Genomic DNA, 14,286 nt, shown 5'->3' with positions numbered 1-14,286 from the left:
GCTCGACAAAGTAATGGAGAGTCAAAATGAACCTTAATACAGGCGTTAAGACACTAGAACTCTTGCAAAAGTTTTTTATGATATGATAAAGACTTTGCTTTCTTTGTGATTGGGACTTTAATTAGCAGTGAAATTTTGGAGAGCCAAGCAGCTTACTTCAAGGAAATTTAAACGACTTACCGGAGTAAGTCGTCGAACCTTTCAGGAAATGGTTGGGTTAGTAAAAGCTGATGAGAAAAAAAAATCTGGCCGTCGTCCTAAATTAATTATTGAAGACAAAGTTTTAATGGTTATTCAATATTGGAGCGGAGCCGGAGACGCTCCGCCTCCGGAGAATACCGCACTTATTATCATATTGGATTAGACTGGGGGTTGTCAGAATCAGCAGTCTGCCGAACAGTTTATAAAATTGAAAAGATTTTAATTAGTTCAAGAAAGTTTAGTCTACCTGGGAAGAAAGAATTATGGAAAATCTCATCTGAAGAAGATTTGGAAATCATCTGTTTAGCGCATGGTTTGGGGAGAATCCATGATTTTAGACTATTTAAAAGTAGTGGGATAAAATTTGGATAATTACTTAAAGTCATAGCGGATAAAGGCTATAAAGGGATTAATAAAATTCATCAATTGAGTGAAACACCGATTAAAAAACCAAAAGGTGGAAGGTTGACGAAAGAACAAAAGAAATATAATCGAGAACTCAATCGATTAAGAATTGCTGTTGAACACGTAAATCGTCGTCTAAAAATCTTTAAAATTTTGTCTGATAGATATCGAAATCTTCACCGACGTTTTGGCTTAAGGTCGAATTTAATTGCGGGAATTTATAATCACGAATTAGCCATATAAATAGATTGAAAAATTAAATTTATCGAATAATTTCAGTAATTAATCAATAACTGAAACAACGTTTGCTGACATTTTTTTAGTTAGCGATCGCCTGATAATACTTGCTGGAAAAAATTTATAACCTTTCACCAAAAATTGAAATTAGAATAACCCCTAATCATACCACAAAATATTTATGCAAGAGTTCTTTACAAGATGCTCAAAATTCCATACCTTATCTAGTAGTTCGCTTGCGTGAACTTAGCGGGGTAAAGGGAAAGGTGTTTATTATTTTCCTTTTTCTCTTTAACCTTTCCCCAGACCACACAAGCACAATTTTGGGTAGACCGAGTACTAGGTACTTCTTTAATCTGAATGTTTATGTCCTTATTCAGAGTTGGCTAAGTATTATTTCTTAAATGAAACACCTAACCTAATATATCAATAAAAATTTATATATTAGGTTAAAATTTGGTTAAATCTGTCTTTTTTGTTCACATCTTTAAAAACTTTATACGAAGAAACTCTCTTTGCTGCTACTCAATAACCACAAAGTCTAAGTTTAATTTATTATGGTCAGTATAAACTTATAATTAAAAAAATCTTGATGGTTTCTTCCTATACCCCCTCTTCCGAAGTGATTATTGCTGGTTTTCATGCCCTTTCCGAGCCACTACGAGTCAGGGTATTAGAACTGCTACGCTCTCAAGAACTATGTGTATGTGACCTGTGCGACCACCTGGGAACCACTCAATCTAAACTGTCTTTTCACCTCAAAACCCTGAAAGAAGCTGGTTTAGTTCGCGCTCGTCAAGAAGGGCGCTGGATTTACTACAGCCTCAATCTGCCGCAGTTTGTTGCCCTAGAGCAGTATCTAGCAGAATTCCGCCGCTTTAGCCCAATATTACCGATTCGTCCCCCCTGCGAGACTTAAAAATCCATCATTTTTTTTCTAATGTTTTGTTTACTTCTAGCTCTGTAGATATTGACAAATCAATTTTTTTTGAAATGATAGAGGTATACTCTTGATATAACTTACAGGGGTGGTGTCTATGAAAACAACAGCAAAGGAATTAGCGATCCCTGCGGCGGGCTACGCCTATGCACTGGGAATCTTGGCTTTGATGACCAGTTGCACAGCAACATCCAACCCATCTGCTCAAACTCAGCAGTCACAGAATGGGACTGAGGTAAAAGATTCTGGTAAGGCTGCAACAACAATAATTGAAATTGATGGTTCTAGCACGGTCTATCCAATTTCACAGGCGATCGCCAAAGACTATCAAGCTGATCCAAAGAATCAGGTGCAGGTTGCAGTTAATATTTCTGGTACTACTGGCGGGTTTGAAAAATTCTGTGCCGGAAAAACCGATATTAGCAACGCTTCCCGACCGATTTTGAAGGCGGAGATGGAAACTTGCAAGAAAAATGGTGTGGCGTATATGGAGTTTCCTATTGCTTTTGATGCGCTTACCGTCGCTGTTAATCCGCAAAACGATTGGGCAAAAGACATCACAGTAGCAGAATTGAAAAAGATTTGGGAACCCGAAGCCCAAGGGAAAATCACTCGCTGGAACCAAGTACGTGCATCTTGGCCAGATCGCCCACTTAATTTGTATGGTGCTGGGAAAAAGTCTGGTACTTTTGACTACTTTACAGAAGCGACTGTAGGTAAAACTAGAGCCAGCCGTAATGACTACACAGCGAGTGAAAATGATGATGTATTGGTGGATGGCATCAGCAAAGATCCAAATGCTTTAGGTTACTTTGGCTATGCCTATTACGAAAAATCCCAAAATAAATTAAAAGCGCTGGCAATTGACAGCGGCAAAGGTGCAGTACTGCCATCACGTCAAACTGTAGAGAAAGTTCAGTATCAGCCTCTTGCTCGACCTTTATTTATTTATGTTAATTTTCGGGATAACCAAAACAAAGGATTGGTAAACAAATTTGTCGAATTTTACATTGATAAAGCACCAACAATAGCAAGCGCTGTGGGCTATATACCTTTACCAAATGATAGCAAACGCCTCAATTATGTTCACTTGTATCAAGGCAAACTGGGAACGGTATTTGGAGGAAAAGCAGAGATGAAGCTGACAATTGGGGAATTATTACGCAAGGAAGGACAGTTTTAGGTATGGACAATCATCCAAACCAAGCAACTTGTTCATGATGAAACTTTGAATAATGTCAGCTGTATGGACTCCGTAATGAACAAAAAGACTTCAAAACGCCTCTCTTTTATTGACCGCTTCCTGACCTTGTGGATTTTTTTAGCAATGGCTATCGGTGTTGGTCTGGGCTATTTCTTTCCGGGAGTAGAAGCATTTATCAACCAGTTCCAGGTGGGAACAACCAATATACCAATTGCCATCGGGTTAATTCTGATGATGTATCCACCCCTAGCCAAGGTGCGATACGAAGAATTAGGGGATGTATTTCGCAACGGAAAAATTCTTGGTGTGTCACTAATTCAGAATTGGATCATTGGGCCAATTTTGATGTTTGCTCTAGCGACTATCTTCTTACACGGTTATCCAGAATACATGACGGGATTGATTCTGATTGGATTAGCCCGATGTATTGCAATGGTAGTTGTGTGGAGTGACTTGGCACGAGGCAATACGGAGTACACAGCTGGATTAGTTGCTTTTAACAGCATCTTTCAGGTTATTTTCTACAGTCCCTATGCCTGGTTTTTCATCACTGTACTGCCGCCACTGTTTGGGTTACAAGGCAGTGTTGTTAATGTCAGCAGTGCCGAGATTGCCAAAAGTGTATTTATCTATCTTGGTATTCCCTTTTTAGCTGGATTTTTAACTCGTTACTTCTTAGTAAAAGTGAAAAGTAAGCAGTGGTATCATGAGGAATTTGTGCCTAAAATCAGCCCGATCACGCTGATTGCTTTATTATTTACAATCGTGGTTATGTTCAGTTTGAAAGGTAATTTAATTGTTCAGATCCCCTTAGATGTGGTGAAGATTGCAATTCCGTTGATCGTCTACTTCATCATCATGTTTCTGGTCAGCTTTTACATGGCTTGGCGCGTTAAAACAGACTATTCTAGAGCCGCAAGTGTAGCGTTTACATCGGCAGGAAATAATTTTGAACTAGCGATCGCAGTTGCGATCGCAGTGTTTGGCATTAATTCGGGTGTTGCTTTTGCAGCTGTTGTGGGCCCCCTGGTGGAAGTGCCTGTATTGATTGGTCTTGTTAATGTTGCTTTCTGGTTTGAAAAACGTTATTTTTTGCCATCTGAATCGAGAACCTGATAAATTTCGTGACATCAACACGGCAACGTTAAATCATAGTGTGGGGATCAGACTAATGCTCAAACTAATGGAACATGAACCAATTCAACCGATTTCAGAAAACCTGTGGTGGGTGATTCCAGAGAAACTAGCAGGTGTTCGTAAGCCCATAGCAGAGGAGTTGACAGAATTACAGACGGCAGGTGTACAGGCAATTGTCTCTGTTATGGATGACCCCTCTAACTTAGATTTGTATCAACAAGCAAACATTCCTTATCTGTGGTTGCCAATTAAAGGTGGCACGACACCTAACCAGGAGCAGCTTCAGGATTTACAAAATTTCGTTGAGAGTCAAAATAACTTTGGCAACGGTGTTGCAATTCATTGCACCAATGGCAGACGGCGAACGGGGACAATGCTAGCTTCTTACTTGATTTGTAATGGCTTATCTTATAACGATGCAATCCAAACAATTGGGCGTGCAAACCCCGAAATCGAACTGCGAGAAGCCCAGCACAACTTTCTACAAGAATTAGAGCAGGGTAAAAAACTAACATAACTCACCTGCCAATCCTTGGTGGTAACGACACAGGTAGAGAGCAAAGCTGTTGAAGAAAATTATTACGTAAACAAAAGTAGTTTTAATGCAATTTCTAGAGTATTGAACTAAACAATCACATTTTGTTAATTAGCGGTAGGAAAATTGATGAGAATTCGGATTGGGATTAATGGATTCGGTAGAATTGGACGGCTTGCTCTGCGGGCTGCATGGGGTTGGCCAGAATTAGAATTTGTTCATATTAACGAAATCAAAGGTGGGACAGCAGCAGCGGCTCACTTACTCAAATTTGATTCTGTCCACGGGCGTTGGACACCAGAAGTAGAAGCTCAGGGCGAACATATCTTAATTGATGGTACACCCCTCAGCTTTAGCGAATATTCCCAACCTGGTGAAGTCCCTTGGGAAGAGTTAGGTGTTGATCTCGTGCTGGAATGCTCCGGCAAGTTTAGGACTCCTGCTACCTTAGACCCATATTTTAAGCGGGGAGTACAGAAGGTAATTGTGGCTGCTCCGGTGAAGGAAGAAGCCTTGAATATTGTTATGGGAGTTAATGACCAACTTTATGAGCCGGAAAAGCATCATCTGTTAACTGCTGCTTCTTGTACAACTAACTGTTTAGCCCCAGTAGTGAAGGTGATCCATGAAGGTTTGGGGATTAAACATGGAATTATTACTACAATTCATGACAACACCAATACTCAGACTATCGTAGATGCCCCTCACAAGGATCTGCGTCGCGCACGAGCTACGAGTCTATCTCTAATTCCTACCAGTACTGGATCGGCAACTGCGATCGGGTTGATTTATCCCGAACTCAACGGTAAGCTCAATGGGTTGGCAGTACGAGTACCATTGCTCAACGCTTCTTTGACAGACTGTGTGTTTGAAGTTGTGCGACCCACAACCGTAGAAGAGATTAACAGTTTGCTAAAAACAGCTTCCGAGCAAGCACCGCTCAAAGGAATTCTGGGATATGAAGAGCGTCCTTTAGTCTCTATCGACTACAAAGACGATCCTCGGTCTTCCATCATTGATGCCCTTTCCACAATGGTGGTAGACGAGACGCAAGTGAAAATACTTGCTTGGTATGACAACGAATGGGGCTATGCCAACCGGATGGTTGAACTCGCCCGTAAGGTAGCTTTGAATCTGAAGGCGTGAAATATTCTCATTTAGAAATACTCTGCGTGCCTTTGCACTGACTCTGCGTTCCCTTGCATTTAAATCTCTCTTCCCTCATGGCTTCTACTACAGCTCATAGTGCCAATTTCAAGAACTATATCTTAGTCACCCTCGCCTACTGGGGTTTCACCCTCACCGATGGTGCCTTGCGAATGCTGGTGTTGCTATATTTCAACCAAATTGGCTATACACCGATACAAATTGCCTTTCTATTCCTGTTTTACGAAGTCTTCGGAGTTGTCACAAACTTTTTAGGCGGGTGGATTGGTTCCCAGTTTGGATTGAAGTTAACACTTTATAGCGGCATCGGATTACAGATTTTTTCTCTAGTCATGCTGTCCTTCCTTAATCCAAATTGGGCACAGTGGATTGCAGTCGTTTATGTGATGGTGGCACAGGCATTTTCTGGGATTGCCAAAGACTTGACCAAGATGAGTTCTAAAAGTGCCATTCGTTTGGTAGTACCCCAGGATGCCCAATCATCTTTGTTTAAATGGGTGGCAGTGCTGACGGGTTCTAAGAATGCTCTTAAAGGAGTTGGCTTTTTTATCGGTAGCGCTCTCCTGGCTGCGGTTGGCTTCATCAATTCCCTGTGGATTATGGCAGGAGGACTGTTCTTGATTATGTTTTCTGGGCTAATGCTGCCCAAAGGAATGGGCAAAATCAAGAAGAAAGTCAAATTTAGTCAACTGTTCTCTAAGAGCGAAGAGATTAATATTCTTTCTGCTGCTCGATTTTTTCTCTTTGGCTCTAGGGATGTGTGGTTTGTTGTGGGATTGCCAGTATTTTTGCGTGAGATTTTGGGTTGGTCGTTCTATCAGGTCGGCGGATTCTTGGCTTGTTGGGTGATTGGTTATGGCGTTATTCAGTTCTTAGCACCAACGCTGATTCAGCGATTTGGTTCTGGTGGTCCGCCACAATCAAAGACTATACAATTCTGGACATTTACTCTAACAGCCGTTCCAGCAGCGATCGCTCTTGCTCTTCAACTAGGTGTACCTGCAAATATTGCGATCGTTGGCGGACTCCTCATCTTTGGCGTAGTGTTTGCCTTCAACTCAGCAGTTCACTCGTATTTAGTGTTGGCATTTACTGATGATGACAAGGTAGCGCTGAACGTTGGTTTTTATTACATGGCCAATTCAGGTGGTCGATTAGCTGGAACTGTTTTATCAGGTTTGATATATCAGTTTTTCGGGTTAGTGGGCTGTTTGTGGACATCCATGTTCTTTGTACTAGCAGCAGCATTGATTACTCTGAAGCTACCCGATCCTCAACCTAGCAAAGCGATCGCCTGGAAAGCAGGTGATGGAGACTAAAACATTTGTAAAGTGCCAAATAATTTTGTAAGCGAACAAATTATTTGGCACTTTATATTTACTTAAGTAGCAAAGATAAAAGTGAGGGGAACTGCAATGGGAAAAACAAGATACAGCGCATTTCATCTGAGTGAGGTACAACCGTAACGGGCAAGATGCCATCAACACAAGAGTTTTATTATAAGTATCTGTACCTCATTTACCTGCAATCTGCTGTAATTCTTTTTATAGTTATTGAGTAAGTTCAAATGACCCATTTACTAATTATCGGTGGTAGCGATGCAGGCATTAGCGCTGCTTTACGGGCAAAAGAGTTAAATTCTAAAGTTGATGTCACCGTAGTTGTAGCTGATAGTTTCCCTAACTACAGCATCTGCGGTATCCCATTTTACCTCAGTGGAGAAGTACCAGATTGGCACAATCTTGCCCATCGCACAGCAGAGGAAATCACCCAGACTGGTATCAATTTATTACTCAACCACACCGCTAAAATTATTAATCCTGTCAAAAAAAACGTCCAAGTTGTGGATAGACTTGGGCAGGTGCAGTGGTTAACCTACGACAAGCTGGTAATTGGTACTGGTGCTGTACCCATTAAACCCACTATCCAAGGGGTAGACCTTCCAGGAGTGTTTCTTCTACATTCGATGAAGGATACTTTTGCTGTCCAGCAACACATGACTAATCGTCAACCAAAATCAGTAGTAATTGTAGGCGGTGGATACATCGGTCTGGAAATGGCAGATGCATTAACTCTCCGGGGTATTGCTGTCACGGTAGTAGAACATTCACCAACCGTGATGAAGACTGTTGACTCTAGCTTAGGGCAACTCATTAGCGAAGAACTGCAACGCCACGGAGTTGAGGTTGTCAATAGTGTACAAATTGACAGTATCGCACAAAAAGAAACTCAGCTATTAGTGTCAGGGTCTGATGGCTTTTACAAAACTACTGATATGGTAATAGTTGCAGTTGGAGTAAAGCCATTAACCGACTTAGCAGAGTCAGCATCTTTAAAAACGGGTTTGAGTGGCGCTATTCAAGTTAACAGAAAGATGGAAACCAACGTCTTTGACATATACGCAGCAGGGGACTGTGTAGAAACTTGGCATCGCTTGCTTAATGGGTATATCTATCTACCTTTGGGTACTACAGCTCATAAGCAAGGTCGGGTCGCTGGAGAAAATGCTGTTGGCGGTCGTCAAGAATTTGCTGGGTCACTCGGCACGCAGGTAGTGAAAATCTTTGATTTGGCAGTAGCCCGTACTGGCTTGCGTGACTCAGAAGCCCAAAGTGCAGGATTCAACCCTGTAACTGTGGAGTTTGAAACCTGGGATCATAAAGTTTACTACCCTGGGGCGCATAAATTGCGAATTCGCGTTACCGGAGATGCTCAAACAGGTTATCTTTTGGGCGCTCAAATAGCAGGACATTATCAGGGGGAAGTCGCTAAACGAATTGATATATTTGCTACCAGCCTATTTCACAGTATGAAAGTGGACGAGTTAAGCGATCTTGACCTTAGTTACACGCCGCCCTTGAGTAGCCCTTGGGATGCTGTGCAAATGAGTACACAAGCTTGGGTCAAGGCTCTTGCTAAAATTTAGGGGCAAAACCTTGCTGTGCCTAAGTAGTTGAACAAAGATTTAGATAGGGAATTTGCAGCGGATTATAAGGTCAACTTAAACCTCATAGTCAATTGCAAGGTCAAGGGGTTTTATAGATTCTTTCGATTATGAAGCGTTCAGATATTTATTTTGCAAAGCTTCAATGTGCTTGGATACGAGTTTGTAATAAATCGGTGAATATTTATTAGGATCAAAGGGAATAAAACATGAATTCAATTGAAGTACTTCCTAACGTAGACATCCATGCAAAAGGGGTAGTCTCTGAAAAATTTCTTGAACATGGAATTAAGACATTCTGTGCAGCCTGCCATTGGATAAAAGACTTACCCTATGGTTTTAACTCAAACAGTGAAAACTCCCTCATCTTGTTTCAAGAAAACCGAGGAACTTGCACAACAAAGCATGGTGTTATTGCTAGGTTAGCTCATGAGCTTGAACTAGAGATTTACAAGAACCTTGGTTTTTATAGACTGAACGACGAGATTGTAATAGGCGTTAATGCAATTATTCAAAGTCATGGTTTGAGTTTCATTCCGCAAATCCATTGCTTCTTAGAATATGGCTCATTTAAAGTTGATTTAACTGAAGGAAACTGCAATGGCAAAAACAAGACAATTGAGGACTATGACTTTGTAGTTAGAGTGACCCCTGATCTGACTTATGAGGAAGAAAACAAGTATTATATCAACTACCTAAACCAGTATTTCACTATTGAACCCAGATTAGCACAAGTGAGTATTCCAACAATTTTAGAACTACTTGAAGCTTGTAATAAGCAAGTGAAATATCAATGCTCAGTTATGTCTAACCGGAACTTTGCTTTTACTGCACAATAATCTTTGATCGCAAAGCTAAAATCTTATTCAACAAGGTTCTCTAGAGTTGGAGGAGGATAAATAATTGTTCTTACTTGTTTATTATTGACGTAGCGACGCAGGCAGAGACCGCACCTTTAATTGATAAGGAATACTACTTTCAATCTCATTTTAATTTTGGAAGCGTTAGCACCTTCTGCAATATCTCGAACCGCCCTGGTACTAACCGATAGTAAATCCAAGTACCGCGTCGTTCTTTTTGGAGTAAACCTGCTTCATACAATACTTTCAGATGATGGCTGACAGTAGGTTGCGATAAACCCAGTGGCTCTATCAACTGACAAACGCAAGCTTCCTGTGCAGGTTGAACTGCAATAAAACTGAGCAACTGTAGCCGAGCCGATTCGCCCAGCACTCGAAATAGCGTAGCAATCTGAGCTGCTTCATCTGGCTGCAACACCTCTTGCAGCAGGAAAGGACAACACGTTGAAGTTGAGGTTAAAGAATTCATATTTATATATTGACACTCATCAATATAGTTTGGCAATATATAGATATGCATAAATATTGATGAGTATCGATTTAAGGAGAAATATCATGTCCCGTGTTCAACTTGCCCTTAATGTTAGTGATATCGATGCTGCGGTTGATTTCTATAGCAAGCTTTTTGGTACTGAGCCTGCAAAACGCCGCCCCGGTTACGCCAACTTTGCGATCGCTCAACCTCCTCTGAAGTTAGTACTAATTGAGAATACAGAGAGCGCTGGCACTCTCAATCATTTGGGTGTAGAGGTTGAGACAGCAGATGAAGTTGTAACCGCAGGCGATCGCCTACAACAACTTGGACTAGAAACCCGACCAGAAGAGCAAGTGACCTGTTGCTATGCCCTTCAAGATAAAGTGTGGGTGCATGACCCAGATGGCGCACCTTGGGAAATTTATAAAGTTTTGGGTGACTCACAGGTGCGGGATATTAAACCTGTTGAAGTCAGCACGGGGGCTTGCTGTCAATAAGGAGCCTGTCCTTAGTCTATAGTTCTACGCTTATCTATCCCAGTTATTAACTTGTATCCTGACATTTCCATAACGACATTTGACCATCCGCCCAAAATTTTGTTTTTGTATTGTTCTCTGCGTGAGCGCTCCTATAGCCGGCGGACGGGAACGATGCTTGCTTCTTACTTAGGGGTTGCTGGTTTATCTTACGATGATGCGATACAGACAATCCAAACCGCAAACCTGGAAGTTGAACTGCGAGAAGCCCAAACTAGCTTCTTGCGAGAGTTAGCAGAAGAATAAGTTCACCTCTCAGTAGCCCTTGGGAACTTATGCAAATGGCTTTGTTAATTACTGTTAGATACTGGGATAAGGCAATGGATGAAGATTGGTGGAAGAAGCTCAAGTCTGAAACGATAAAAGATAGGCTACCAGGGGTATTCATCATCGGTGCGACAGGACTAATTTCCCATGTTCTACTCGTTGTTTTGTTATTGATATGCCGTCCCTGGCTCAACAAACCCAAAGCAAATTTTCACGAAAAATACAGCAGATTTCAAGTTGGTGAAGTACATAAGCTAAGTCTCAAAGCGAGGTAGAAATAACCCCTTAATCCACCTGTTCTTAGTCTCTGTAGCTCTATACTTATCTATCCCAGCTATTAATTTGTATTCTGACATCTCTATGACTACATTTGATCATCCCCCCAGAATTTTATTTTTGTATGGCTCGTTGCGTGAGCGCTCCTATAGCCGCCTCTTGGCTGAGGAAGCGGCACGCATTATTCAAGAATTGGGGGCAGAAGTGAAGTTTTTTGACTCGCGTGAACTGCCGATCTACGGCAGCGTACCTGACACCCACCCGAAAGTGCAGGAGTTGCGCGAATTAAGTGTGTGGTCGGAAGGGCAGGTATGGTCTAGCCCGGAGCTGCACGGTCAGATTTCTGGCATTATGAAAAACCAAATTGACTGGATTCCGCTCAGTATCGGAGCCGTTCGCCCTACTCAAGGTAGAACTTTGGCTGTGATGCAAGTCAGCGGTGGTTCGCAGTCTTTCAACGCCGTCAACACATTAAGAATTCTTGGGCGCTGGATGCGGATGTTCACTATCCCCAATCAATCTTCAGTCGCTAAAGCATATCAGGAGTTTAATGAAGACAATACCATGAAGGATTCGCCCTACCGCGATCGCGTCGTGGATGTCATGGAAGAACTTTATAAATTCACATTGCTGTTGCGTGAACAGGTTGACTATCTCACAGACCGCTATAGCGAACGTAAAGAAAAAGCCGCTAAAGAGCTAATTAAAATAGCGAATGAATCTCTTGAAGGGAATTTAACTAGACCTTTGCTCTGAAGAGACGGAATTTTGCGCTTCTTGTTTTCATTAATAACTTGATTATCTTAATTAAATGGAGATTGATACTCATGCAAAGCCCACCAGCAGCACACAGATACCGCTCACCCTGGACTTGGGCGCTAGCAATCACGTTTATCGTGGAAGGGCTTTTTCTAATCGCTTTTTTTGGGCAAGTCATAACGTTGACTTGCAACCGAATTATTCCTTCAATCCAGAGTAATTGTCAGTTGGTAGAAACCAGCTTACTTCAGTCAAATGTTACGAGATTTCCAGCGAATGAATTGCAAGGAGCTAAGGTTGGCAAGATTAGTATGGATAATAGCGAAAGTGATCAAATCCTACTTTTGACTACGAAAGGCGAAGTTTCTGCTAAGTTACATTTGTAGCTTCTGATAGTACAGTTCTAATAAGCTTTACAGAAAACTGCTCAAATGAAAACCCCTTCTCACTTTCTCATGACAGCGGCTCTAGATCAAGCTTTACCGCGAGTACCAATTGTTAAAAGTGCCTTTTTACTTGGCTCTGTGGCTCCTGATATACCCCTTTGGATTCTGTCTATCAGTGGAATTGTTTACTATCACTTCATTTTGGGTTGGAGTCTAGCAAAAACCCTTCATTTACTGTTTGACCAACTGTACTTTTATAACCTAGCTTGGATAGCATTCCATAATTTACTACATAGTCCCGTGTTGCTTCTGCTTGGCTTGGGACTGGTCTGGCGACGTAGGCAAAACATTGGATCACGCGAACGCTGGTTATTCTGGTTTCTATTAGCGTGTTTATTCCATACTGTTTTAGACATATTCACTCATGCCAATGATGGGCCACTGTTGTTCTTTCCGTTGGAGTGGAGTATTCGTTTCCATAGCCCAATTAGCTACTGGGACTGGCGCTATCATGGACGAGAATTTGCTCAATTTGAACTGGTTCTAGATGCTGTACTGCTGGTCTATCTTCTGGGTTCGTGTCTTTTCTCAAAACACTCCAAACTATCTTAAATTGACGCTCTACCCGGCTATCAACTGAGAGATTCACAACGAGGTGACAGAGCTACTTTATCACTTTAATATTTTAATACTTAAAGTATTTTTTATTTTTTTGGTTCTTCATTACATATTATGCTAAATCTTTGAAAAACCCATTAAACTCTTGCTATGCAAGAAAAATGAACATTATTTCCTAGCATTTTAGGAGTTTGGTAATGATTTGGGCTTTTGACCTTTATTTTTAAGCCTAGTTTTGATGTTTAACTAATAAGTAATAGGATAGAAATATTTACAAATGAGTTCTTAGACTGGATAAGGGTTTCAGGTCAAAATTTGTGTAATTAATTTTGTCTTACTACTTAATTTGGCATAACAGGTACTGAAGAACCATCTTTTTTTCAGTAACATTGCTCTGATCAATCTTAGTACCATTGTTTTCTAAACCACATTATCTGGAGCAAGAGTACACGGATACCTCGGATCGCCAGTCTCAATCTGAAGCGTAGCGTGTTCAACGCCAAAATGGTCCTGAAGCTCTTGAAAAACCTGTACTAAAAAAGCATCGCCTGGATGTCCGGCAGGCATAACTAAGTGAGCAGTGAGTGCAGTCTCGGTAGTACTCATTGCCCAGATGTGCAAATCATGGACACCAGCCACCCCAGGACGCTCGGTCAGATAAGTCTGGACAGCCAAAGGCTCAATTCCCTCTGGCACAGCATCTAATGCTAGATTCACAGACTCTTTCAAAAGTTGCCAGGTTCCAACTACAACGACGACAACGATAATTAAACTCACAACTGGGTCAAACCACAACCAGCCAGTGAAAACAATGGCGATGCCAGCTAATACAACCCCCAACGAAACTCCGGCATCAGCCGCCATGTGCAAAAATGCTCCTCGAATATTTAAGTCTTGCTGGCGACCGGACAGAAACATCAAGGCAGTAACTGTGTTGATGATAATTCCTACTACAGCAACGCCGATGACTGTACCTCCCGATACTGAGCTAGGTTCGCTAAAGCGGCGAACTGCTTCCCAAGCGATCGCACCCATTGCTAGGAGAAGAACAAGTGCGTTGATCAGAGCCGCCAAAATTGAGGAACGACGCAATCCGTAGGTATGCCGTCGGGTTGGAGGTCGCTGGGTGAGGGCACTTGCTCCCCAAGCTAATAGTAGTCCCAATACATCACTCAAATTGTGACCAGCATCGGCAACCAAAGCAAGCGAGTTTGCTCGGTAGCCATAGACTGCTTCAACAATTACAAATCCGATATTGAGGGTAGTACCAATTGCGAAAGCACGGTTGTAGTTGCCATTTCCGTGTTCATGTCCCTGATGTTTGTGGTTGTGTACCATT

General features: G+C 41.7%; 16 protein-coding genes and 2 pseudogenes. 16 read left to right on the top strand and 2 right to left on the bottom strand.

Annotated elements, in window-relative coordinates; translation table 11 throughout:
• The first annotated feature begins 127 nt into the window (after positions 1 to 127).
• The 9 genes and pseudogenes from V7K73_RS12185 (at position 128) to V7K73_RS12145 (ending at position 9,609) form a co-directional block, all read left to right on the top strand.
• A pseudogene (locus V7K73_RS12185) lies at positions 128 to 849 on the top strand (transposase family protein).
• 586 nt (positions 850 to 1,435) lie between these two features.
• The gene (locus V7K73_RS12180) at positions 1,436 to 1,762 is read left to right on the top strand and encodes an ArsR/SmtB family transcription factor (protein WP_179070622.1); all 327 of its coding nucleotides are present in this window, start codon (positions 1,436 to 1,438) and stop codon (positions 1,760 to 1,762) included.
• Positions 1,763 to 1,880: 118 nt separating this feature from the next.
• Positions 1,881 to 2,966 carry a PstS family phosphate ABC transporter substrate-binding protein gene (locus V7K73_RS12175; protein ID WP_334880224.1) on the top strand — a complete coding sequence of 362 codons (1,086 nt, stop codon included), beginning with the start codon at positions 1,881 to 1,883 and terminating at the stop codon, positions 2,964 to 2,966.
• A 75-nt stretch (positions 2,967 to 3,041) separates the two neighbouring features.
• Positions 3,042 to 4,103 carry an ACR3 family arsenite efflux transporter gene (gene arsB / locus V7K73_RS12170; protein WP_334880222.1) on the top strand — a complete coding sequence of 354 codons (1,062 nt, stop codon included), beginning with the start codon at positions 3,042 to 3,044 and terminating at the stop codon, positions 4,101 to 4,103.
• A 55-nt stretch (positions 4,104 to 4,158) separates the two neighbouring features.
• Entirely contained in the window at positions 4,159 to 4,641 is a 483-nt protein-coding gene (locus V7K73_RS12165; protein ID WP_334880220.1) for a phosphatase domain-containing putative toxin, read from the top strand.
• A gap of 147 nt (positions 4,642 to 4,788) precedes the next feature.
• On the top strand, positions 4,789 to 5,805 hold the full coding sequence (locus V7K73_RS12160; protein WP_334880218.1) for an ArsJ-associated glyceraldehyde-3-phosphate dehydrogenase: 1,017 nt from the start codon (positions 4,789 to 4,791) through the stop codon (positions 5,803 to 5,805).
• 77 nt (positions 5,806 to 5,882) lie between these two features.
• Positions 5,883 to 7,145, top strand: a complete 1,263-nt coding sequence (gene arsJ / locus V7K73_RS12155) for an organoarsenical effux MFS transporter ArsJ (protein ID WP_334880214.1) — start codon at positions 5,883 to 5,885, stop codon at positions 7,143 to 7,145.
• Between the two features lie 248 nt (positions 7,146 to 7,393).
• Positions 7,394 to 8,752 carry an FAD-dependent oxidoreductase gene (locus tag V7K73_RS12150; protein ID WP_334880212.1) on the top strand — a complete coding sequence of 453 codons (1,359 nt, stop codon included), beginning with the start codon at positions 7,394 to 7,396 and terminating at the stop codon, positions 8,750 to 8,752.
• 227 nt (positions 8,753 to 8,979) lie between these two features.
• A complete protein-coding gene (locus V7K73_RS12145; RefSeq protein ID WP_334880210.1) occupies positions 8,980 to 9,609 on the top strand; it encodes a hypothetical protein in 630 nt (209 codons plus the stop codon).
• 145 nt (positions 9,610 to 9,754) lie between these two features.
• On the opposite strand, the gene V7K73_RS12140 is transcribed toward V7K73_RS12145, so the two are convergent.
• Positions 9,755 to 10,099: an ArsR/SmtB family transcription factor gene (locus V7K73_RS12140; RefSeq protein ID WP_334880209.1), complete on the bottom strand. Its 345-nt coding sequence runs from the start codon at positions 10,097 to 10,099 to the stop codon at positions 9,755 to 9,757.
• An 86-nt stretch (positions 10,100 to 10,185) separates the two neighbouring features.
• Between V7K73_RS12140 and V7K73_RS12135 the strand changes: the two genes are divergently transcribed.
• The 7 genes and pseudogenes from V7K73_RS12135 to V7K73_RS12105 all read left to right on the top strand — a co-directional run bounded on the left by V7K73_RS12135 (position 10,186) and on the right by V7K73_RS12105 (position 12,941).
• Positions 10,186 to 10,602, top strand: a complete 417-nt coding sequence (locus V7K73_RS12135) for an ArsI/CadI family heavy metal resistance metalloenzyme (RefSeq protein WP_334880207.1) — start codon at positions 10,186 to 10,188, stop codon at positions 10,600 to 10,602.
• 69 nt (positions 10,603 to 10,671) lie between these two features.
• Positions 10,672 to 10,743: pseudogene (locus V7K73_RS12130) on the top strand (arsenical resistance protein ArsH); the annotation flags it as partial.
• A 12-nt stretch (positions 10,744 to 10,755) separates the two neighbouring features.
• Entirely contained in the window at positions 10,756 to 10,887 is a 132-nt protein-coding gene (locus V7K73_RS12125) for a hypothetical protein (RefSeq protein WP_334880302.1), read from the top strand.
• A 35-nt stretch (positions 10,888 to 10,922) separates the two neighbouring features.
• Entirely contained in the window at positions 10,923 to 11,183 is a 261-nt protein-coding gene (locus V7K73_RS12120) for a hypothetical protein (RefSeq protein ID WP_334880205.1), read from the top strand.
• An 85-nt stretch (positions 11,184 to 11,268) separates the two neighbouring features.
• On the top strand, positions 11,269 to 11,940 hold the full coding sequence (gene arsH, locus V7K73_RS12115; protein WP_334880203.1) for an arsenical resistance protein ArsH: 672 nt from the start codon (positions 11,269 to 11,271) through the stop codon (positions 11,938 to 11,940).
• A gap of 71 nt (positions 11,941 to 12,011) precedes the next feature.
• Positions 12,012 to 12,329 carry a hypothetical protein gene (locus V7K73_RS12110; protein ID WP_334880202.1) on the top strand — a complete coding sequence of 106 codons (318 nt, stop codon included), beginning with the start codon at positions 12,012 to 12,014 and terminating at the stop codon, positions 12,327 to 12,329.
• A 45-nt stretch (positions 12,330 to 12,374) separates the two neighbouring features.
• Positions 12,375 to 12,941: a metal-dependent hydrolase gene (locus tag V7K73_RS12105; protein WP_179070629.1), complete on the top strand. Its 567-nt coding sequence runs from the start codon at positions 12,375 to 12,377 to the stop codon at positions 12,939 to 12,941.
• Positions 12,942 to 13,367: 426 nt separating this feature from the next.
• Here the strand turns inward: V7K73_RS12105 and V7K73_RS12100 are convergent, their stop codons facing one another.
• Entirely contained in the window at positions 13,368 to 14,285 is a 918-nt protein-coding gene (locus V7K73_RS12100) for a cation diffusion facilitator family transporter (protein ID WP_334880199.1), read from the bottom strand.
• Between the last annotated feature and the right edge of the window lies 1 nt (position 14,286).

Source organism: Nostoc sp., assembly GCF_036916975.1.
Taxonomy (GTDB): domain Bacteria; phylum Cyanobacteriota; class Cyanobacteriia; order Cyanobacteriales; family Nostocaceae; genus Nostoc.
Note: the sequence above shows the minus strand (reverse complement) of the source record. Positions and strands in the feature narration are given on the sequence as shown.

What these genes read in the sequence shown, in the direction of transcription:
- arsB (WP_334880222.1), top strand. Translation starts at nt 3,042, where the DNA reads ATGAACAAAAAGACTTCAAAACGCCTCTCTTTTATTGACCGCTTCCTG.
- V7K73_RS12180 (WP_179070622.1), top strand. Translation starts at nt 1,436, where the DNA reads ATGGTTTCTTCCTATACCCCCTCTTCCGAAGTGATTATTGCTGGTTTT.
- V7K73_RS12160 (WP_334880218.1), top strand. Translation starts at nt 4,789, where the DNA reads ATGAGAATTCGGATTGGGATTAATGGATTCGGTAGAATTGGACGGCTT.
- V7K73_RS12165 (WP_334880220.1), top strand. Translation starts at nt 4,159, where the DNA reads ATGCTCAAACTAATGGAACATGAACCAATTCAACCGATTTCAGAAAAC.
- arsJ (WP_334880214.1), top strand. Translation starts at nt 5,883, where the DNA reads ATGGCTTCTACTACAGCTCATAGTGCCAATTTCAAGAACTATATCTTA.
- V7K73_RS12140 (WP_334880209.1), bottom strand. Translation starts at nt 10,099, where the DNA reads ATGAATTCTTTAACCTCAACTTCAACGTGTTGTCCTTTCCTGCTGCAA.
- V7K73_RS12125 (WP_334880302.1), top strand. Translation starts at nt 10,756, where the DNA reads ATGCTTGCTTCTTACTTAGGGGTTGCTGGTTTATCTTACGATGATGCG.
- V7K73_RS12175 (WP_334880224.1), top strand. Translation starts at nt 1,881, where the DNA reads ATGAAAACAACAGCAAAGGAATTAGCGATCCCTGCGGCGGGCTACGCC.
- V7K73_RS12110 (WP_334880202.1), top strand. Translation starts at nt 12,012, where the DNA reads ATGCAAAGCCCACCAGCAGCACACAGATACCGCTCACCCTGGACTTGG.
- V7K73_RS12150 (WP_334880212.1), top strand. Translation starts at nt 7,394, where the DNA reads ATGACCCATTTACTAATTATCGGTGGTAGCGATGCAGGCATTAGCGCT.
- V7K73_RS12105 (WP_179070629.1), top strand. Translation starts at nt 12,375, where the DNA reads ATGAAAACCCCTTCTCACTTTCTCATGACAGCGGCTCTAGATCAAGCT.
- V7K73_RS12100 (WP_334880199.1), bottom strand. Translation starts at nt 14,285, where the DNA reads ATGGTACACAACCACAAACATCAGGGACATGAACACGGAAATGGCAAC.
- arsH (WP_334880203.1), top strand. Translation starts at nt 11,269, where the DNA reads ATGACTACATTTGATCATCCCCCCAGAATTTTATTTTTGTATGGCTCG.
- V7K73_RS12135 (WP_334880207.1), top strand. Translation starts at nt 10,186, where the DNA reads ATGTCCCGTGTTCAACTTGCCCTTAATGTTAGTGATATCGATGCTGCG.
- V7K73_RS12145 (WP_334880210.1), top strand. Translation starts at nt 8,980, where the DNA reads ATGAATTCAATTGAAGTACTTCCTAACGTAGACATCCATGCAAAAGGG.
- V7K73_RS12120 (WP_334880205.1), top strand. Translation starts at nt 10,923, where the DNA reads ATGGCTTTGTTAATTACTGTTAGATACTGGGATAAGGCAATGGATGAA.